The sequence below is a fragment of the Ruegeria sp. AF1 genome, from assembly GCF_056542125.1.
Window position 1 is genome coordinate 258,053 of sequence record NZ_JBQFZG010000003.1, and the last position, 21,052, is coordinate 279,104.

Annotated in this window: 16 protein-coding genes and 1 pseudogene; 9 read left to right on the top strand and 8 right to left on the bottom strand. The window is 54.7% G+C overall.

The window, feature by feature from the left end; all coding sequences use genetic code 11:
* Positions 1-183 precede the first annotated feature (183 nt).
* Genes ACR0BK_RS08135 through ACR0BK_RS08165 form a run of 7 tightly spaced genes read left to right on the top strand, consistent with a single transcriptional unit; the run spans position 184 to position 9,487 of the window.
* Positions 184-1,449 carry a hydroxymethylglutaryl-CoA reductase gene (locus ACR0BK_RS08135; protein ID WP_480554280.1) on the top strand — a complete coding sequence of 422 codons (1,266 nt, stop codon included), beginning with the start codon at positions 184-186 and terminating at the stop codon, positions 1,447-1,449.
* A complete protein-coding gene (locus ACR0BK_RS08140) occupies positions 1,446-2,357 on the top strand; it encodes a UbiA family prenyltransferase (RefSeq protein ID WP_480554281.1) in 912 nt (303 codons plus the stop codon). The genes ACR0BK_RS08135 and ACR0BK_RS08140 overlap by 4 nt, the downstream gene beginning before the upstream one ends.
* On the top strand, positions 2,354-4,813 hold the full coding sequence (locus ACR0BK_RS08145; protein WP_480554282.1) for a PEP/pyruvate-binding domain-containing protein: 2,460 nt from the start codon (positions 2,354-2,356) through the stop codon (positions 4,811-4,813). Before ACR0BK_RS08140 ends, ACR0BK_RS08145 begins: the two co-directional genes overlap by 4 nt.
* Positions 4,803-5,903 (top strand): BtaA family protein, encoded by a 1,101-nt coding sequence (locus ACR0BK_RS08150; RefSeq protein ID WP_480554283.1) that lies wholly within the window; start codon positions 4,803-4,805, stop codon positions 5,901-5,903. The genes ACR0BK_RS08145 and ACR0BK_RS08150 overlap by 11 nt, the downstream gene beginning before the upstream one ends.
* A complete protein-coding gene (locus tag ACR0BK_RS08155) occupies positions 5,900-7,231 on the top strand; it encodes a hypothetical protein (protein ID WP_480554284.1) in 1,332 nt (443 codons plus the stop codon). Before ACR0BK_RS08150 ends, ACR0BK_RS08155 begins: the two co-directional genes overlap by 4 nt.
* Complete coding sequence (locus ACR0BK_RS08160; RefSeq protein ID WP_480554285.1) at positions 7,228-8,073, top strand: hypothetical protein; 846 nt, start codon at positions 7,228-7,230, stop codon at positions 8,071-8,073. Before ACR0BK_RS08155 ends, ACR0BK_RS08160 begins: the two co-directional genes overlap by 4 nt.
* Positions 8,066-9,487, top strand: coding sequence for an AMP-binding protein (locus tag ACR0BK_RS08165; protein ID WP_480554286.1), 1,422 nt, complete (start codon positions 8,066-8,068; stop codon positions 9,485-9,487). The genes ACR0BK_RS08160 and ACR0BK_RS08165 overlap by 8 nt, the downstream gene beginning before the upstream one ends.
* 309 nt (positions 9,488-9,796) lie before the next feature.
* Here the strand turns inward: ACR0BK_RS08165 and ACR0BK_RS08170 are convergent, their stop codons facing one another.
* The 7 genes from ACR0BK_RS08170 to ACR0BK_RS08200 all read right to left on the bottom strand — a co-directional run bounded on the left by ACR0BK_RS08170 (position 9,797) and on the right by ACR0BK_RS08200 (position 17,001).
* Positions 9,797-10,537, bottom strand: a complete 741-nt coding sequence (locus ACR0BK_RS08170) for an outer membrane protein (RefSeq protein WP_480474891.1) — start codon at positions 10,535-10,537, stop codon at positions 9,797-9,799.
* Between the two features lie 209 nt (positions 10,538-10,746).
* A complete protein-coding gene (locus ACR0BK_RS08175) occupies positions 10,747-11,502 on the bottom strand; it encodes an ABC transporter ATP-binding protein (protein ID WP_480554287.1) in 756 nt (251 codons plus the stop codon).
* Between the two features lies 1 nt (position 11,503).
* Positions 11,504-12,352 carry an ABC transporter ATP-binding protein gene (locus ACR0BK_RS08180; protein ID WP_209506685.1) on the bottom strand — a complete coding sequence of 283 codons (849 nt, stop codon included), beginning with the start codon at positions 12,350-12,352 and terminating at the stop codon, positions 11,504-11,506.
* Positions 12,349-13,260: an ABC transporter permease gene (locus ACR0BK_RS08185; RefSeq protein ID WP_480474889.1), complete on the bottom strand. Its 912-nt coding sequence runs from the start codon at positions 13,258-13,260 to the stop codon at positions 12,349-12,351. The genes ACR0BK_RS08180 and ACR0BK_RS08185 overlap by 4 nt, the downstream gene beginning before the upstream one ends.
* Positions 13,257-14,315: an ABC transporter permease gene (locus ACR0BK_RS08190; RefSeq protein ID WP_480554288.1), complete on the bottom strand. Its 1,059-nt coding sequence runs from the start codon at positions 14,313-14,315 to the stop codon at positions 13,257-13,259. Before ACR0BK_RS08190 ends, ACR0BK_RS08185 begins: the two co-directional genes overlap by 4 nt.
* The gene (locus ACR0BK_RS08195; RefSeq protein WP_480554289.1) at positions 14,316-15,911 is read right to left on the bottom strand and encodes an ABC transporter substrate-binding protein; all 1,596 of its coding nucleotides are present in this window, start codon (positions 15,909-15,911) and stop codon (positions 14,316-14,318) included.
* A 34-nt stretch (positions 15,912-15,945) separates the two neighbouring features.
* Positions 15,946-17,001 carry a dipeptidase gene (locus tag ACR0BK_RS08200; protein ID WP_480482946.1) on the bottom strand — a complete coding sequence of 352 codons (1,056 nt, stop codon included), beginning with the start codon at positions 16,999-17,001 and terminating at the stop codon, positions 15,946-15,948.
* A gap of 121 nt (positions 17,002-17,122) precedes the next feature.
* Here ACR0BK_RS08200 and ACR0BK_RS08205 point away from each other — a divergent pair, with 121 nt between their 5' ends.
* Both ACR0BK_RS08205 and ACR0BK_RS08210 read left to right on the top strand, forming a co-directional pair.
* Positions 17,123-18,034: a LysR family transcriptional regulator gene (locus tag ACR0BK_RS08205; RefSeq protein ID WP_480518276.1), complete on the top strand. Its 912-nt coding sequence runs from the start codon at positions 17,123-17,125 to the stop codon at positions 18,032-18,034.
* A gap of 297 nt (positions 18,035-18,331) precedes the next feature.
* Positions 18,332-18,730, top strand: coding sequence for a cupin domain-containing protein (locus ACR0BK_RS08210; RefSeq protein ID WP_480554290.1), 399 nt, complete (start codon positions 18,332-18,334; stop codon positions 18,728-18,730).
* 414 nt (positions 18,731-19,144) lie between these two features.
* Here ACR0BK_RS08210 and ACR0BK_RS08215 read toward each other — a convergent pair.
* Positions 19,145-20,589, bottom strand: a pseudogene (locus tag ACR0BK_RS08215) (IS1182 family transposase).
* Positions 20,590-21,052 lie beyond the last annotated feature (463 nt).

Here is a 21,052-nt window from a genome sequence, read left to right on the forward strand (position 1 = left end):
TTTTGTCAATGATGATCCTTTGCGGCAGCACTACCATAGGGCGTATCAACCAACCAAGATTGGGTCATCGACAACCTTCCCCTTGGACATATTCTCTGGATATCGCTTACTTTCTTGTTAGTGTGCAGCCAGTGCAGAACTCAATCTGCAGTCGTTTTGAACAGCGTCTATCGGAGCTTCTTTTTGATTATTCCATTTCACGTGCGAGAGATGCTGCGGCGTGTAAAAGCGCGATATGACGTTGAACGCACACCACATCAATTGGCCCCAAGCAACGAAAGTTTTTCGCCTTTGCGCCCCTCTCGCAAGGCTAACAGCGCGACGGTTGCGCGGTTCTGGGACCAGTTGAAACCTGTGGCAAGCGACGCAGATCAAGCCTTGATCGCGGATCCCGCAACAATTGAGGCTTCGGAAACCTACAGCGCCAATATTGAAAATTTCATTGGAACTGTGAAGGTGCCAGTTGGCATCGTTGGGCCATTGCGCTTGAATGGTATGAATGCCAATGGGGATTTTTATGTGCCTTTTGCGACAACCGAGGCTGCGCTTGTGGCCTCTTACGCTCGGGGTGCTTTTGCTGCTGGGCTGTCTGGAGGCGTCAGCACTGCAGTATTGTATGAAGGTGTATTGCGCACGCCAGCCTTTGTGTTCGAAAGCCTTTTGCAGGCCGGTCAATTCGTGGATTGGGTGGTCAGCAATGTCGACGATCTCCAGAAGGCGGCTAATGCGACAACCCGACATGGTAAACTCGTCTCGCTTGAGCCTTTCATAGACACGAATATTGTCTTTCTGATTTGCCGCTACACCACAGGTGATGCGGCAGGTCAGAACATGGTAACCATTGCAACAGATGCGCTGTGCCGTGCAATTGAAAGCGGTTGCCCAATACCAATTGGAAACTGGTATATTGAGGGGAATTTTTCGGGCGATAAAAAAGCTTCGGCGCTTGGATTGGTGACGGGTCGCGGCCGCAAAGCAAGTGCATCGATAACCTTGCCTGCAGATGTCGTGGAAAAGACACTCGGCACCACCGTGGATGCAATGCTGGCTTATGGTCGGGTGGCCAATCTTGGGTCACATCTGTCCGGTCAGCTTGGGGCCCAGGCCCACTATGCCAATGGGCTTGCGGCCTTTTACATCGCAACCGGGCAAGACGCTGCCTGTGTCGCTGAAAGTGCGATGGGGGTGACGCGGATGGAACCCAGAGGAGATGATCTTTTCTGCTCGGTGACGCTTCCAAATATCCTTGTCGGTTCCGTCGGAGGTGGTACTGGCTTGCCCAGCCAGGCTGCGGCACTGAACATTCTTGGATTGAAGGGCGCTGGTCACGGCACAGCGCTGGCAGAAGTCGCTGCTGCGATTTGCCTGTGCGGAGAGATATCGATTGTCGCCGCAATCGCTGCGGGGCATTTCACGCGAGCCCATGAGAGTCTGGCCCGCCAACGATGACTTTGCTGGCTCGATTGTGGATCTATCAATCCGAACGCTTTCCGCTAAAGAAGACCGTTCCGCTTTTGCTGGTGTTTTCTGCGGCAAGCATCTGTGTCTCGGCTCGACTTGCTGATCGCCCCTTGCCCGAATTGCTCGCCTTTGCGATCGGCTTCATCCTGGCGATAATGCTGTTTTTTCAGATGCGCGTTTGCGACGAATTCAAGGATGCCGAGGACGACCGTCGCTACCGACCCGAGCGCCCCATTCCAAGGGGGCTGGTGTCACAGGCGGAGATGCTGGTGCTTGGTTTACTGACATTGCCGGTGACTGCCGCTGCTGCATGGTTGTGGTACCCCCCGGTTCTGTTGTGCCTTTTTGTGGTTTGGGTATGGCTGGCGGCAATGACGGCCGAGTTCGGGGTGCCGGTCTGGCTAAAGGCGCGACCGGTTCTCTATCTGTGCAGCCACATGGCGATTATGCCGCTGATCGATTTGCTGCTCACCAGTATAGAATGGCTTCCAGCCGGTGGTGCGGCATCGAAGCTATGGTTGTTTCTGGCATTGTCTTTCGTGAATGGTTGCGTTCTTGAAATTGGGCGCAAGCTTTGGGCGCCCGAAAACGAAATTGACGGGGTAGATACCTATTCGGGCCTTTGGGGGTATCGCTTTGCCGCTATTGTTTGGCTGTGCAGTGTTGCACTGTCTTTTCTGTTGTTGGTGGGTACTGGGTTTGCGACCGGCGTCGGAATGCTAACGGTTGTGTTTGGGGCCGTCGCGTTTGTGCCCTGTTGTCTTGCGGTACGCAGCTATGTGATTGCGCCAACGCCAAGGGCACAATGCAGGATGGACACAGTCGCGGGACTTTGGGTGTTCTTCTGTTATGTCACAGCGGGCTTTTTACCGTTTCTGGTTGGAGTCTCTGGATGATCTTTATCGTCAATCATTCCGATGCAACTGACCCGACAGTGGTCGGAGGTAAAGCCGCGGCGCTTTCAAACCTCTCCCGCTACGGATTTAATCCACCTGCGTTTTTTGTCATCACCGATTCCGCTTTCAGCGCCGGTAAGACAGGACCAATCGCGGCACGTGGGCTTAGTAACGAGCTTGTTGCCGCATTGGATGCGCTGGGTCCGGGACCTTATGCGGTGCGCAGCTCCGGTCGGGCCGAAGATGGTCTCGAACACAGCCATGCCGGGCAGTTCGATACTGTCCTGAACGTCACTGCAAGCAAGGTGTTACAGGCCGCAAAACAGGTTTGGCACTCAGGGTTTGCGGATACGATCACCACCTATCGTATGGTCAAGTCCGGGGGAGAGGCAGAAGCCCCTGCGATCATCGTACAGCGCATGATTGATGCGACGACCGCCGGTGTTGCTTTCTCCGCCGACCCGGTAACCGGTCGACGAAACACTGTAGTTGTATCCGCAGTGAACGGTTTGGGTGATGCGCTGGTGGCAGGTGAGGTCGATGGCGAGGACTGGACCATCGAACAGGCCGGACAGCCTGAATGCGCGCAAGACACGCCCCAGGTTTTGACACGGGATCAAGCGCTTCAGATCGCAAAGTTGGCTCGCAAAGCGGAAGAGGCTTTTGGTGTCCCACAAGACATCGAATGGGCATTCGATACGGATGGGTTGCACATTCTTCAGGCACGGCCAATTACGACCGAGCTGCGACCAGTGGCGATACCGGATAAAACGCTAACCATCTTTGACAACTCGAACATCGTCGAAAGCTATCCGGGCATTGTCAGCCCGCTAACCTATTCCTTTGCCCTGCATGTCTACTCTCGGGTCTATCGCGCCTTTGTGCAGCTTCTGGGCGTGTCCGATAGAACGGTCACGCAAAACTCGGCCATCTTCGACAACTTGCTTGGGCGCATTGATGGGCGTGTCTATTACAATCTGGTCAACTGGTACCGTGCGCTGGCGCTTCTGCCGGGGTTCTCGCTGAACCGAGACTACATGGAAACTATGATGGGCGTGTCAGAACCCATGCCGCGCGAAATCACTGATGGGATTGGACCTGCTCCAGCGAAAGGCGTGCGCAAGATATTGGAATACACCAAGCTGGTTGCGGTTGCGGGCAATTTGATTTGGCAGGCCGTGCGCTTGCCGCGCACCCGGCTCAATTTCTATACTAGGTTGAACAATGTCCTGAATCGTGAACTGGACATAGAAGCTGCGAATGCGACGGAACTGGCCGCTGAATACCGTGACATCGAAAGTACCCTGCTGGATCGCTGGGACGCGCCGCTCATAAATGATTTCTTGTGCATGATCGCCTTTGGCGCATCGCGTAACCTGCTGCACAAGTGGTTGGGTGAAGACGGGCTTATGCTGCATAACGATGTTATGATTGGCCAGGGTGATATCGTCTCAGCCGAACCGGCGCAGCGCATTGCCCGCATAGCTCACTTGGTCCGCGAAGCCGGGATTGCGGAACAGCTATGCGTGGAATGCCGATTGGAAACCCTTGCATCTTATCCTCAGATTTGGGCCGAGGTTCAGTCTTATCTGATTAAATTCGGGGACAGATGTACTGAGGAACTGAAGCTGGAGAGTATTCCACTGCGCGATGATCCCACCAGTCTGCTGATGGCCATTGCCGCCAGTGCCACCCGCCCCGAGGGTAAGCGGCACATCAGCACAGAACCGGACTGGAAATCCCTGTTTCCAGCCAACCCGCTGAAACGCCACATTTCCAAATGGATCGTAGGGTGGGCCAAGGCCCGGGTACGTGATCGAGAGAATCTGCGCTTTGAACGCACCCGGATATTCGGCCACGCCCGACGTGTTTTTCTGGGCATCGGGCGAGAGTTTGCTGCAAGGGGGCTGCTTACAAATCCCCGCGACGTCTTTCATCTGACGACATATGAAGTCCTGGGCGCCGTCGAAGGGTTCTGCCTGTCGCCTAATCTGAAGGCCATAGTCTCGCAGCGTCAAAGCGAAGATGCAGCTGCATCCCAACGTGCTGACCCACCGGACCGCATCGAAATTCGAGGCCCTGCTATCGCTCCGATCTGGGCTGATGTCGTCGAGGTCAACAGCACGCCCGAGCGAATAAAAACTGGCACCGGGTGTTCAGCCGGGCAAGTGATCGCGCAGGCTCGGGTGATCCACGACCCGCGGACCGAGGCGCTACAGCCCGGCGATATCCTTGTGGCGCGCCACACTGATCCGGGCTGGATTGCGGTATTCTCGAATGCATCGGCCATTGTAGTAGAGCGGGGATCACTATTGTCGCATTCTGCCATCGTGGCACGCGAGTTGGGCATTCCCTGTGTAGTGGGTCTGAAGGGCGCCACGCAATGGATCAAGGATGGTGAAACCCTGTCGGTCGACGGAGCAAGTGGCAAAGTGGAACGGTGCGATGGGGTATAGTGAAATCGAAGGCAAAGCAGATTTCGGTCACATCCGGTACGCGCAGCTATGGGAAGACGCAGACGTTCTGACCGAGGCGCTGGGCGATTGCGCTGGGGGCACGCTGGTTTCCATATGTTCGGCCGGGGATAATGCACTGGCTATGCTAACGCTGAACCCGTCGAAAGTTGTGGTAGTTGATCTGTCACCGGCACAGATCGCCTGCCTGAAGCTACGGATCGGCGCCTTCCGGAACTTGACACACCCCGAGTTTCTGGAACTGACCGGGTCACGCGCCAGCAACAGGCGCGCTGCATTGCTATCGCAGGCCCTGCGGGAAACCGACCCTGAAACACGTGCCTTTTGGACCGGTCTTGTCCCGGATGTCGAGCACCACGGGATAGGCGGGGTCGGCAAGTTTGAGCGGTATTTTCGCATCTTCCGCACCCGGCTTTTGCCGCTTGTTCATTCCCGACGCACGATTGATGATGTCTTTACGCCCCGAACACCCGAAGCGCGCGAAGTTTTCTTTGACACGCGCTTTGATACCTTCAGATGGCGGCTGCTGCTGAATGTGTTCTTCTCGCGTTTTGTGATGGGGCGCATGGGTCGCGACAAGGCATTCTTTGATCACGTCGAGGGCAGCCCCGCCCAGCATGTAGCTCGTCGAATTCGCCACGCAGGTGTTGATACCGACCCATCGCGAAATTCATATTTGCACTGGATTCTGAAGGGAACGCATGGCGACGCGCTCCCAATGGCCTGGAGACCCGAGCATTTTGATACGATCCGCGCCCGCCTGGACCGCCTGGATATCCGTCCGGGGTCGTTGGAGGCCTTCGTCTCGACTGGCGAAAAGGCCAATGGTTTCAACCTGTCGGATATCTTCGAATATATGTCACCCGAAGTGTTTGAACAGGTTTACGTGTCTATCCTGTCCGCTGCCGCGCCCAAGGCCCGCCTTGTGTATTGGAACATGATGGCGCCCCGCCGCGTGCCCGTCGTACATAAGGGAAAAATAGAAACACGTCACGCGATCGAGGATCGACTGAAGGCACGCGACATGGCCTTTTTCTACTCGGACTTTGTCGTGGAAGAGGTGCTTGTGTGAGTGTTCCGGCACAGATTCTGCTGGCCTTGACGTCTGTTCTGGTCCTGTTGGGATTGATGGCAGTTGTCCGACGGTTGGCGCAAAAGGTCGGCTTGAACGCTGAAGTACAACGCAAGCTGATGCATGTTGGAACTGGGCTCTTTACCCTGGTTCTACCTTGGGTGTTTCCGGATCGTTGGCCGGTTTACATGCTGATCGGAATAACGTTGTTCGTCATGCTGATCCTGAGACTTCCCCGGTTCTCGAAAGGTTTAGGCGCGGCCCTACACAGCGTCGAGCGCACCTCATACGGAGATTTCCTTTTGGCTTTGTCCGTTGGGTTTTGCTTTTTGCTGGCCGGGGACAACGCTCTGTACTACCTGCTTCCAATCGCTGTTTTGACACTGGCTGATGCCGCAGCTGCGCTGGCCGGGACCACTTACGGGACCAAACGTTACGTGGTCGAAGATGGCGACAAGAGTTTGGAAGGGTCAGTGGTGTTTTTTGTCATAACGCTATTGGTTGCGATCATCTGTTTCCTGTTCTTGTCGAAACTCCCTCCCTCGAACATCATGATGCTGTGCCTTATGGTTGCAGCCTTTGGCACATTGGTCGAGGCGCAAAGCTGGCGAGGGTTTGACAACCTGTTCCTGCCGCTTGGTTTGCTGATTTTTCTGAAAAGTCACTACCATAGCTCTTTGGCAGAGCTGGCGTTGTTGGCCGTTTTGTTTCTTGCCTCCCTTGCCAGTTTCGGTGTCGTGGGAACCAAACTGGGCCTGACCAAACATACGACCCGCGTCTATGTTGTTGCGGTCTTTCTGTTACTGGCAGCTGCGAAACTCCAGAATACAGTGCTGCCGATCATGGTTCTCGCCGCGCACGGCTGGGCGCGCACCGCCTCTCCGTGTGACAGTAAGTACCCCGATCTGGATGTTGTTGCCGCCCTGGGCCTGTTGGGCTTCGGTTGGCTTGCGGCGGGGAATGCAGCGGGATGGGATGCGATATCCTTTTTTGGGCTGAGTGCGATGGGGTTGGCCATGGGGCTCATTGCAGTGGCGTTGCGCCCCGCGCCAATTGCGATACCGTTTGCTGCCGCCCTCCTGTTCTTCATCCGGTCCTGGGTGGTTTCCCTGAATTCTGACCAATCGAATTGGGCCGAACCCCTGACTGCACTCGCACTTGTATCACTCTCAACAATGGCGATTGTGCCCCTATTGCTTCCACATTTGCTCCAAAAGAATCGTGTTTTCAGGCTCACGCTGTTGGCACTGTTTCCACCGCTTGCCTATTATTTCTGGTCCATAGCAGGGGCCGTTGGCGGTGGGATGGTCTCAGGAGTTGTATCATGACGAAAGAAACCATTCATACTGATGGCGCCAAACTGTCTGTTTATTTGCAAGGCCCCGATTGGGACGATGTTCCCGCTGCAACAATCGGCGACTTTTCGTGCCAGACCCCAGAGGCCGGTTTGGAGGCTTTGAAATCGGCGGTTGCGCGTGTCCGGCGGGCTGGGATTGATCGGATCATTGGGCCGATGTCTGGTGACACATGGCATAGCTATCGGTTCGTATCCGACAGCGACGGTTCAGCGCCTTTTTTAATGGAGCCGACGAACAAGCCACATGAGCCCGATGTGTTTCGGGCGGCAGGATTTGCGACCATCAGCAAGTATTTCTCGGCGCGCGTGTCTTTGGTACAAACGTCTAGGTCGCCTCTTTCTGCAACCGACGCGTTTGATGTCGAACCCTGGGACGGAACCAACCCTGAAGGATTGTTCCGGCAAGTGTACCAACTGTCAGTTGAGGCTTTTTCCAAAAACGCCTTCTATAAACCTATTTCTGAGAGTGATTTTCTTGCAATGTACATGCCCGTCATTCCGCTTCTGACGCGCGAGCTTATCTTCTTTGCTCGCCGTCCGGACGGCTCGTTGGCAGGTTTCCTGTTTGGGATCCCTAACTATGCAGAAGGCCCAAATCCAACTGCGGCCGTCTTAAAGACGTATGCAAGCCTTGAGCGCGGCGCAGGTCGTCATTTGGCCAGTCATTTCCATAGATCGGCACTAAATCTTGGTTTTAAAACAGCCATCCACGCGCTGATACATGATGATAACAAATCCGCCGACCGCAGCGTTGTCGAAGGGGCTAAGGTATTCCGGCGGTATAACCTGTTCGGGTTGCGCCTGGATGATTAATCTGCTGGATCATTTTGCCGTTGCCGTCGACCGATTTCCAGACCGAACGGCCATCGTAGAGAGCAACGGTCGCGAGGTCACCTTTCGAGAGTTGCAGTTACGCGCGCAGCAATTGGCCGGAAAGTGGGGACGTAAGGGGCTTGGCCATGGCGATCGCGTTTTGTTGGCGATGCCGGTCAATGCTGATTTATACGCTAGTCTTGCGGCCTTGTGGTCATTGGGGGCAACGGTGGTTTTGCCTGAACCAGCTATGGGACTCGCTGGGCTGCGTCATGCAGCGAGAGCGACCCGACCCAAGGCCTTTTGCGCATCGGGTTTCTTTGCGCTGCTCGGGTTTGTTGTGCCAGAACTTATTAAGATGCGGCTTTTGCTACCTGGCAATGCCAAGGGCGACCTGAGGAAAGCTGTTGTAAAAGACAGTGACACGGCGCTCATTTCCTTTACGTCCGGGACAACAGGTCAGCCAAAGGCCATCCCCCGCAGTCATGCGTTTCTGATGGCACAACATGATGCCATCGCACCGCTTCTTGACAGTAATGAAGCAGAGCGGGATCTGGTAGCGTTCCCGGTGTTCACCCTGATAAACCTTGCGGCCGGGCGCATGACTGTTCTGCCGAACTGGAAGATGAGCAAACTGGAGCGGCTTTCTCCCGAACAGTTGGCGGATTGGATATCGAAGCAACACGTTACCCGGCTTCTGATCCCTCCGTCATTATGCGAAAAACTGACACAGTGTACAGATATCGGTTCCCTACACACAGTTTTCACTGGCGGCGGTCCGGTGTTCCCTGACCTGGTCGAAAGGCTTCTTGCCCATTTCGACCTGGAAGTGATCTGCGTCTACGGGTCAACCGAAGCTGAACCGATTGCGCATCTTGATGCGCGTGACATCTCCGAAACCGACCAACGTGAAATGGCAGCGGGCAAGGGACTACTTGTTGGGTGTCCGGTTTCGCAAATCAAACTCCGAATTCGAGAGGATGAAATACAGGTGGCGGGCGATCATGTAAATGATGGCTATCTTGATCCCGCACACTCCAAGGAAAATAAGATCAAGGACGACACTACGATCTGGCATCGAACCGGCGACGCTGGGCGGTTGGATGATCTAGGTCGTTTGTGGTTGTGGGGTAGAGTAGCGAGCGATGTGGCAACCTCAGCTGGCCGCACTTTTCCATTCGCCATCGAAATAGCTGCCCGGCAATGGCCGAGCGTGACGCACTGCGCGCTCATGAGCCTAAATGGAAGTTCCACTTTATGCATTGAAGGTGACGCGCATCAGTTGTCAAACTGGGCCAGGCTGGCGAAGGATCTTGGCATTGCCAAAGTGACCCACGTGAGGAAGATGCCAATGGACAAGCGCCACAGATCCAAAGTTGATCGGGTAAAACTCGCCCGCTTATTGGGCAACTAATTTGACGGGGTTATTCCACGCAGGTGCCAACGGAACACCTCTGTCGAACACTTTTTGACATTCGAACGGCAATGCTACACGCACCGCTGCAGCGCGAAATTGCGGAGTTGGTTTTGATGCCATGATGTCACGCCATTTTGGCAAAATACCAAGTAAAAGGGTCGGCACAATTCCGTGACAGGCCCATAGAATTGGTCAACACGATCCGCAATGGCCAGGCACCATCCGAGCGCCATCCGTTTCCCCAAGTCATCGTCCAACCCCCAACACGTAACAGGTTAGTATCAAAGGATGCGCCTGACGTTATCTTCAGAACCTGTATGTTGCCCCCAGCAACGGGCCTGACTGGTCAAACCTGAAATCATTGCCGTTGATCTCATGATCAAAGGAGATATAGCGGTAGCCGCCCCGGATCAGCCATCTGTCATTGATTTCATAATCCGCGGTCAGCAGAACTTGCCAGGTTTCGCTACCGCTCCGAAATCCACCGTAATCCACAAATCCGGTCCCTGACCATTTGTCAGAAATCCGAACTCGTGCGCGGGCAGCGACGACCGGATCAGTCCAGTTGTCGTCGATCGTCACACTTCGCCCGGCGACGATCCCCGGTTGCAATCGGAATGTGGTTTCCGTGCTGAACCACCTGAACCCGCCGGCAAGGGCCACGCTGATCGCGGGTGTCTCATAAACACGGTATCCGACATAGCCGCTGAGAAATTGCGTGGTGGCGGAGGTGTCCAAACTCGAAAACGCTGGGCCGGGAGTTGAATTACTGAACGTCAAATCGGTGTAGTTATAGTCAGCAAGCAACAACCAGCGCCCGTTAGACGCGGAAATGCCGCCCATAAACGCAAAGTCCAGGTTTTCGAGAGCGTCTGAAAAACTCAACGTGCCGTCGATTGTTCCACTTGGTGTTCTAAGGGAAATATCCGTTTCGGCCATGAACAGATAAGCGGTGCCCGCAAAAGACCAGTCAGATTGCTGGGCTGAAATAGGCGGTGCGATCAGTAACGCAAAAGCTATCGCCAAGTATTGCACCTTGCTTTTCATCAGTGACCTCGTTGCCAGAATTTATATTGCATTCCTTGCATACTTCACGGTTGCACAATTTGTAGCCTTTTCCAATATCTCGATCGCTGTACCGCCAACACGGTCCTTATTAATCACAGGATGCGTTCACACAGGAAATGCTAAAGGCCGCTGTCGTGCGTCACCCGAACTGATCATACGAAGGATAAATCCCGCTTCTAACGAAGTCGCTACTGGTTTGGGGCAACAGATGCGGTCAACAATTGCTTGGAATACTCGTGGCTTGGGTTCCCCAAACGCAGAGTTTCCGAGGACATGACCTCAACTATTTCACCATTTCTCATAACTGCCAATTGCTCGCACATATGTGCGATAACCGGAAGATCATGAGATACCATCAGATAGGTCAATCCGCGCTGTTTGCGCAGGTCAGTCAGCAGGTTGAGCACCTCGGCCTGAACGCTGACATCCAAAGCCGACGTGGGTTCGTCCAAAAGCAAAATGTCCGGCTCACCTGCCAAGGCCCTTGCGATTGCCACGCGTTGTCGTTGACCACCGGAAAGCTGGTGTGGATACCGAAACCGGAATCTTCGCCCAAGTCCGACGTCGTTGAGCAAATCGCTCACGCGTTTATCGATATCTTCAAACCCATGCAGATGAATTGTTTCACTGAGAACCTGATCAACAGTGTGCCGCGGATGCAAAGACGCGTAGGGGTCCTGAAACACCATCTGGACGGTCCGAAAGAATGACCGATCCCGCCGGGACCCGGATATAGCCTGACCTTCTACGCGGATTGTGCCCGACCATTGCGGTGCAAGCCCCGTTATTGCCCTCAGAATTGTCGACTTGCCGGAACCGCTTTCGCCAACAAGGCCAAAACTCTCGCCCTGCGCGACTTCAAGGTTTGCGTCTTTCACCGCATCGACCCGGTCGTGCGCGTGACCAAACCAGACATTCAGATGGTTGATTTCCAGTGCCTTCATTTCAGCCCCTCACGCTCGGGGCTTCGGACCAAGACGGATCGCGTGTGAGAACACTCAGGTGGGTGCATTTTTCATCAAGGCGCGGCAGCGAGTTTAGCAAGCCCTGGGTATAGGGATGTTGGGCCTGATGCAGCTTGTCAGCCTCGCAGACCTCGACGATCCGACCAGAATACATGATGAGGACACGGTCACAGAACTCAGACACCAGATTCAGGTCGTGGCTGATGAATATCAGGCCCATCCCCCGTTCCTTGACCAATCCATCCATGATGTTCAGCACCTGCCGCTGAACACTGACATCAAGCGCCGAAGTTGGTTCGTCGGCAATCAGAATCTTGGGATTGGGAATCAACATCATCGCAATCATAATGCGCTGCCCCATACCCCCAGACACCTCATGCGGGTATGCTCGCATCACCCGCTCAGGATCACGGATTGAGACGTTATCCAACATCTCGATAGCCATCTTTTTCGCGTGGGCCTTAGAGCCGGAATTGTGCTGGAGGTATGCCTCCATAAGTTGCTCGCCAACCGTGACCACCGGGTTCAGAGAAAACTTGGGGTCCTGCATCACCATCGAGATCTGCTTGCCTCGCACCTCACGCATCTCGCGCTCGCTGAGCTTCATCAGGTCTCGGCCTTCCAGATTGATGTGTTTGGCCTCGACGATACCCGGATTTCGGATCAGGCGCAGAATGGCCCGTCCCGTCATCGACTTGCCCGAGCCGCTTTCGCCGACAATCCCCAGACGCTCGCGCCCGAGCGAAAACGACACGCCACGCACGGCGTCAAACACGCCCTGACGGGTTGGGAAACGAACCCACAGATCTTCGATGTCGAGTAAGTTCATTGGCCACCGTCCTTTGGATCAAGCGCGTCCCGCAGGCCATCACCCAATAGGTTGAAGGCCAGCGAAACCGTGAAAATTGCTAGCCCCGGCACCGTTGCCACCCACCAGTGATCAAGGATGAAACGTCGACCCTCGGATATCATGGCACCCCATTCCGGACTTGGAGGTTGTGCCCCCAACCCCAGAAAACCAAGGCCGGCGGCGGCCAGGATGATCCCGGCCATATCCAGCGTGACCCGCACGATCAAAGATGAGATGCACAGTGGCCAGATATGCCGGGTGATGATGCGCAGCGGCCCGGCACCCTGAAGGCGGATCGCGTTGATATAGTCGGTTGACCGGATGGTCAGGGTTTCTGCACGTGCCATACGCGCATAGGGCGGCCATGCCGTGAGCGAGATTGCCAGAACCGCGTTTTCAATCCCTGCCCCAAGCGCCGCGACAAACGCCAACGCCAGAACAAGTCGTGGAAAAGCGAGGAAAATATCCGTGATGCGCATGAGGATTACATCCGTCCATCCCCCCACATATCCCGCAACCGTCCCGACCAGAAGCCCCGCAATCGGTGCGATGAGCGCCACAAGCGCCACGATGTACAGTGTAATTCGGGCCCCATAGATCAGGCGTGACAGAATATCCCGCCCCAGGCTGTCGGTTCCCAGCAAGTGCCCTTCAGCCCCGATGGGAAGAAGACGGCTGGACAGGCTCTGAACAAAGGGATCATGCGGCGCGAGAAAAGGCGCAAAGACCGCTGTCAGAACAAGGATGACAAGGATCGCAAACCCGACCATTGCCATCGAGTTTGATCGCAAAGTCAGCCAGCCTTTGTAGAAGCTGGCCAATCTGGCATGGCGGCGCGAAGTCGGCTCGTCGGTCAGCAGCCACTGGCGCAAGGTCATGTCGCTCATTTCGACCTCGGATCAAAGAAACGGTAAAGAAGATCCGAGAATATGTTCAGGCAGATAAAGATCAGCCCGACCACAACGGTTCCTCCAAGAACGGCATTCATATCGGCGCTCAGCAAGGCCGTCGTGATATAGCTGCCGATCCCCGGCCAGCTAAAGATGATCTCGGTCAGAACTGATCCTTCCAACAAGTTGGCATAGCTGAGTGCGATCACTGTGATCAGCTGCACTCGGATATTCTTGAAGGCGTGGCGCCAGATAACTTGTCTTTCAGACAGCCCTTTAACGCGAGCGGTAATGACATACTCGGCTGACAACTGTTCCAGCATGAAGGATCGGGTCATCCGGCTGATGTAGGCAAGCGAGTAGTACCCCAGCAAAGCTGCGGGCAGGATGATATGGGACAACGCATTGCGGAAGACATCCCAATCCTGGGCCAAGGCACTGTCTACCAAAATCAGCCCAGTGCGTGAGGGCACTATGTCCTCGTAGAAGATATCCAGGCGGCCCGGGCCACCGACCCAGCCGAGTATCCCGTAGAAGACCAGAAGCCCCATGAGCCCCAGCCAGAAGATTGGCATTGAATACCCGACAAGCGCGACCACACGGGCGATCTGATCGATCCATGATCCGCGCTTGACTGCGGCGATCACACCAAGCGGAACACCCAGAAAGATTCCAATCAGAACGCCCAAAGTCGCCAATTCCAGCGTGGCAGGGAAGACGCGGGCAATATCCTGAGAAACCGGGCGGGCATTCAGAAGTGAATCGCCAAAATCACCGTGCAGAACATCCCAAAGGTAATATCCAAATTGAACCAACAGCGGCTTATCAAGACCAAGCTGTTGATAGACCGCATCATAAGTCGATTGCGATGCGCGTTCACCGACGATTGCCAGCACCGGGTCGATCGGCATCACGCGACCGATGATGAAGGTCACGAAAAGCAGACCTAGCATTGTAATTGCGATGATGCCAAGAGTTTTCAGGATACTCTTGATCCAATGGATAAGAGGCGCCGAGCGGCGCCCCTCAGTTGGTCTTTCGGCCAGTGCCATTTACTTGGTCACCTGCCAATACGACGCCGAAGTGATCGCCTGACCGGTTGAGAAATTCGTCACATTTTCACGCAGGGCCGATTGCTCAATCTGCTGGAACATGATGACAAACGGAGAAGTCTCGCGGAACTCGGCCTGGATTTCCTTGTACATGTCAGCCCGTTTCGCGGTGTCGTTTTCGACAACAGCCGCATCCGTTTTCTTGGTCAGCCCGCCGGTATCCCAAGAATTCCGCCATGCCAGCAATCCTGTGGCATTGGCTTCGTCCGAATTATCCGGGTTATAGGCAAAGGTACCTGCGTTCGTCTGCGGGTCGGGATAGTCCGGCCCCCATGCGCCAAGGTAAACATCCAGTTCCCGCGCACGATACCGCGCCAAAATTTGTTTGGCGGTCCCCACGGTGATGTTCATCGTGATGCCAACCTGACTCAGCGCATTCTGTAGCGATTGGGCGATTTCGATCCGTTCCTGCGCTTCACGCACACCTACTTCAATCTCAAGCCCGCTTACACCTGCTTCATCCAGCAGGGCCTTGGCTTTTTCCACATCAAAGCTAAACGGCGTCTCGTCAGAGGCACCGAGATAGGTTTGGGGCAGGAAATTCTGGTGGATCGTGTATTGCCCTTTCAGGAAGCTGTCGCGCATCCCTTCATAGTCAACCAGATATTTGAACGCCTGCCGAACCTGAGGCTTGCTCAGCTCGGGATGTTTCTGGCTCAGCGAAACATACATCAGGCGGCCCTTAAGCTCGTCTGCAATCTTTACGCCGGCAACGGATGAAGCACCGGCAACATCTTCTGGATTCAGGTTGCGCGCGACATCGATATCACCACGTTCCAGCAACAGGCGCTGGCTGGCGCTTTCCTGAACGTGGCGGACAACCACACGCTCCATGGCCGGAGCACCCAAGTAGAAATCAGGGTTCGACTTCAGTGTTACGCTTTCATTGGGCTTCCAACTGACCAGGCTATAAGCACCAGATCCAGCAGTATTGGTCTTGAGCCATTCGTTGCCCAGATCGCCATCCTTGTCGTGTTCCATCACCGTCTTCTTATCAACAATGCCGCCGATGGTAGCGGTCAGACAGTTCAGAACGAAGGATGTCGCATAGGGTTTGTCCGTTGTGATTGTCAGAGTGTTGCCATCCGCGACAATCGTTTGTTCGACATTTTCCGGCGTGAACCCAAACTGGGTCAGGATAAATGCCGGGGTCTTGTTTAGAATGATCGCACGACGCAGTGAAAATTCAACATCTTCGGCCGTCACCGGATTCCCGGAATGAAAGGTCAGTCCTTCCCTGATATTGAAGGTAATCGATTTGCCGTCTTCAGACACATCCCAACTTTCAGCGATGTCGGGCTGATAGCCGGCATCCAGATTGAGCGGGTCGAAGTTCACCAGCTTCTGATAGACATTCCGGCTGACATCCGAACCCGCAAACTCAAAGCTTTCGGCCGGATCCAGCGTCGTGATATCGTCGATACGATGCGCAATAACCAGCATGTTCGGCGGCGTTTCGGCCATTGCCGAAGTCGAGGTCACGGCCAGCGCCAATCCCAGCGCCGCACCGGTAAGCAATCTGTTAAATGCGTTCATTTTGTCCTCTCTGTCATCAAGTCTTCACTAACGGTTACGATCCCCAGGTCTTCTCAAGAACACGCAACCAGTTTTCGTGGCAGAGCTTCTTGATGAGCTCTTCGCCGTATCCATGGGTCACCATGGCATCCCTCAATCGAGGCAGCATCGAGACGTCCTTCACGTCGTCCGGCACGACTGCCCCGTCATAATCGGACCCAAGCCCGACCCGGTCTTCACCCATTATCCCGATCAGGTGGTCAAGGTGCTTCAGAACCTGCGTCAACGGCACATCGGAAAGCATCCGACCATCCTCGCGCAGAAACGCAGTGGCAAAATTCAACCCGACCATCCCGTCGCTTTCCGCGATGGTGCGAAGCTGGTCATCGGTCAGATTCCGCGCGTGCGGACAGATGGCATGGGCATTCGAATGCGTGGCGACCAAAGGCGCATCCGAATACCGCGCTACATCCCAGAAACCATTTTCATTGAGATGCGACAAATCCAGCATGATCCCCAGCGCGTTGCAACGCTGCACAAGCCGCAGTCCATGATCTGTCAATCCAGGGCCAGTATCCGGCCCCGATGGATATCTAAACGGCACACCATGGCCGAAAATGTTGGGTCGGCTCCACACTGGCCCAAGCGATCGCAACCCCGCTGCATGAAACACGTCAAGCGAATGCAGATCGGCATCAATCGCCTCGGCGCCCTCAATGTGAAAAATGGCCGCCATCTGGCCTTGTGCCAAGCTGTTCCGGATATCCGAAACCGATCGAACCACTTTCAACGCCCCCAAACGTTCCAGTTCCAGCAGGATCGCAATCTGCCCCAGCGCTGAGGGCAGAGCATCTTCAGCGTCAATATGATTGGGAAGCGGCAGATCATAGCTGGGCTGGACCATTTCTTCCATTTTTGCATCGGCATCGATAGGCGAAGGCACCCAAACGGCAAAGAAGCCTCCGCCAAATCCACCGGCCTTGGATTTAACAGAGTCAATCGCACCTTCGAGCCCGGTCAGGAAACGGCCCGCTTCGGGCAGACCACCTGACGAGGCCAGTTTTGACAGAACATCATTGTGCCCATCAATGATAAGAGGGGAGGTGCTCAAACTCACTTTACCCAGGTTAGTGTCATTTCGACACACGCTAACAGACGTAATCATCATAATTGTAAAAAATCTTGATGAGTTTTACTCATAGAGCTAGTCGGAATCATGCGGGTGCCCAGCAATGAAGAAACCTCGCAACTGGCATTCTTTGCCGGAATACCAGGCGCTCCGTGCGCTCATGCAGTCTGGAACAACAGCAGCCGCCGCACGACAGCTCGGCTTGTCTCAGTCTGCGGTCAGTCGCTCGGTCAGCAGCCTAGAGGATCGGTTGGGTAGAACACTGTTCGAACGGGATGCAGGCAGATTGCGACCGACGCAAGAAGCCGTAAGGCTGAATATGCGATTGGATCCTTTGTTCGAGGCTTTGGACAGGATCGATGGCCCGGGCGAAACAGTGCAAGAAACACTGCGTCTCGTTGCACCACCCAGCTACGCTCATCGATACATCGTTTCCCTCATCGCCAGTTTCATTCGCGGGAATCCCGGTTTTTTCGTAAACCTTGAGGTGACAACATCAGATATGGTCACGCTAGGCGTGCTTGAGAATCGATTTGATCTTGCCGTGACCGGGATTGAACAAAGCCGCGCTGGCATCAAACTTATTCCATTTCGCGAGTCACCAGCCGTTTGCGTCATGCGCCCTGAACATCCTCTGTCTGAACGCACCGTTCTGACGCCTTCAGACCTGCATGAGCAAGAGTTGATCGCACTGACATATCGACACGGGCGGCGCGGGCAGCTGGACCGGTTGCTTCAACAGGTGCGGGCCAAACCGAGGATCGTTGCCGAAGTTTCAACCTCATTTGCCGCTGCCGACATGGCGCGCGAAGGATTGGGGCTGTCTGTTATCAATCCCTTTCCCGTCTACCATTACCGATCTCCCGATCTGGCATTTGTCCGATTTGAATCTCCAATGCGGTACCGGGGCCATTTTGTGGTCTCGGATCAAAAACCGGTTCCAAGGATCGCACGGGCATTCATGCGGCATCTGCGATTGAACACCCCTCCGGACCCTTTTTCTGACCCGAGATAATGAAATCTTTCCAAGGTTCTTCACTGGCAACACGCCATTTGACCACCCAACAGGGAAGATTTTGAAGGAGGTGTTCGAGGTGCGGACCTGTCATGGCTACGTGCACAATTTGCTATGAGTAACGTCCGCAGACGTGGCTTTCTTCGTTCTTATGTATCTCAGGCCGTATCACCCGGTATGCGGTTCGTTCATAAGGCTCGTTAGATCTCCGCCCAAAACCCGCTTCTGATTTCCCTACGTTTCCTAGCGAAGCTGGCGTATCATTCTCTCGCTCAAATCTTAGGAAGGAATACCTAGATGGCGGGTTGTGTGAAACTGCGCCCCGGCGAAACCTATACCGGGAAACAGGGGTTCGATTACTTCGAAGGCATCGCCAGACAGACGGTAGGAAGCCAAGCTATCTGCATGCATCTGCTTACGGTCCCGCCCGGAGGGCGCGCCAGGGCGCATAAACATGAGACACATGAAACCGCGATTTATGTGATTTCCGGGTCAGCGAAGATGTATTGGGGCGACAGGCTGGAACACGTTATGGAAACGCAAGCAGGAGACCTGATCTATATACCGGCAAACACTCCGCACCTTCCGTTCAACGATGGGAATGAACCCGCAGTTGCAGTTATCGCACGCACGGACCCGAACGAACAGGAAAGCGTTGTTCTGATGCCTGAACTTGAGGACCTTGTACCGAGGTGACGCAAAATACTGTTGGGGGCCAGCTGTGCAGTTTTCTAACCCCTATTGCTTCCACGGTGCTTCCAGCGCCAAAGCTCCAATGCAAAACGCCCCGCGGGTTGCGAGGCTAAGTGTTTGATATTCGGCCTAGAAGAATGGTTACGGGAGGGTATAACCACCGTTGCCGAACACAATTGAGATGTCAGATTTGAAGCGCCAAGCGGACTTCATAGTTTCTACGACTAGACTTCCGCGTTGCGGAGAGGGTGTGTGGAAACTTGGTTGATCTCGGAGCGTCCAATCGGTTTTGACTTTTGTGTCCTTTTTTGGCTTGGGATCATCATTTTGATGGACAGGATGGATTGTGAGGTCGGCGGAAGCCATCTGAGACGGATAGGGCCTTTTGGGCGCAAATTTCAGGGCAAACGAGGGCTCTTACGCGTTCATAGCTGCGATGATCGCTGGTACGCCCATGATCTTCAGCACGCGGGTCATGTTGTAGGCGAGTACGTTCAGCGCCATCTCGGTGGCGACATTTTTCAACCTGCGCATCGTGAAGTGCGTCGCGCCCATCCATGATTTGATCGTGCCGTAGGGATGCTCGACGGTCATGCTGCGGACGGCCAGTTGGGCTGGGTCTGCGTCCAACCTTTCTTGTACTCGCTCAAGCACATCCTCTTTCTCCCATCGACGCACGCGCCGTTCCTTGCTGGCCGTGCATTTGTCCTTGATGACGCAATCGGCGCAGGCCCCAGACCAATACGCTCTGATGGCCTTGCCGTCTTGCTGGCCGGTAAATCTGTAGGTCAGTTGCTTGCCTGCCGGGCAGACATAGACATCCTTGCCGCTGTCATATGCGAAGTCAGCCTTGTCAAACTGACCGCGTGCAGCGGCGTTTGATGTCATGGGTTTGGGAACGACAACCGAGATACCAGCCTCTTCGCTGGCGACAATCTCCTCGCTCTTGTAGTAACCTTTATCCGCGATTGCTGTGAGCTGATCTGTCGTCATGACATCATTTGCTGCCGCGGCCATCATCGACAAGGCATCCCGGTCGAACCCAAGCATTGTTACTTCATGCGCAACGATCAGGTGGTGATTGGCTTCGACGGCCGTTTGAACATTGTAGCCGACAATGCGGGGCATCCGGGCCGTTGTTGCCATGGATCGGGCATCAGGATCACTAAGTGAGACTTGGGTTTCGCCGGTCTCATCCATGCGCTGCCCGATTGATCTGTAGCGCACCGCCTCCTTTTGCAGATGCTCTAACTTTCTCAAAGTGCGTTCCATGCGGGCCTCTGGCAGCACCGTGCCAGTCTGTTCAAACACTTCGTCGGCGCGATCCAACTCACCCAAATAGCGCTCGATTGCCTTGTCAATCTCACCAACTTCTGGCGCAGCTTACCGCGCGTGTAATTCTTGGCCTTGGAGTTCAGCGCCTTGAACCGGCTACCGTCAATGGCAACCACATCCCCATCGAGCAGGTTCATGTTGCGGCATAGCGCGACAAACTGCTGGCACACCTTGCGGATCGCGGGGCCGTTGTCTTTCCGAAAGTCGGCAATCGTCTTGAAGTCCGGCTTCAACCGACCCGTCAGCCAGACAAGTTCCAGATTGCGACCGCACTCGCGCTCCAGACGACGCGATGACTGGATCTGGTTCAAATACCCGTAAAGATAAATCCGAAGTAACAAGCCAGGATGATAGCCAGGCCGTCCAGTTGCCGCTGGCATCGCATTGAATCCCAGCACCGCAAGATCAAGCAGGTCTGCAAAGGCATCAATGGCACGGACAGGACTGTTCTCATCAACATAATCGTCCAGACATTCGGGCAGCAACATCGCCTGCTGCCGGTCCAGACCCTCGATAAATTGCGTCATCAACAACCTCCGTACCGAATACGGAAATTATACCATCAGTCCGGTCAAAATAGGGGAGTTTTCACACACCCTCCGGACTAAGCTACCGTTGCCCTTTCGGGTATTTGCTGACGCAGCATTTGCTCGCAGGTGCGGCACACGGTTTGTCGCATCGCAGAGGGTTTTTCGTTTTCGGTCACTCATCGGTGTGAAATTCAGCTAAATCTATACTACCCTTTCGCTGCGCTCGGTTTCGGCAATCAAGGAGCGGACTTTGCGGCCATCCGCATTTTTAGTCCGGAGGACAGCAGTCAGCCCGAAAGCAGACACGATCAGCATGGCGCTTCGCCCGACCAGTATTCGAAGGTCGGGCCTATTTTGTTGAAAAACTCGGGCTTGATCGGTTGGTAAGTTGCTGATTCAATTCTTCCTAAAGGGAGGGATCAGCCATGATGGGATCGAGACAGGAAGCGCAAGCGTCGCT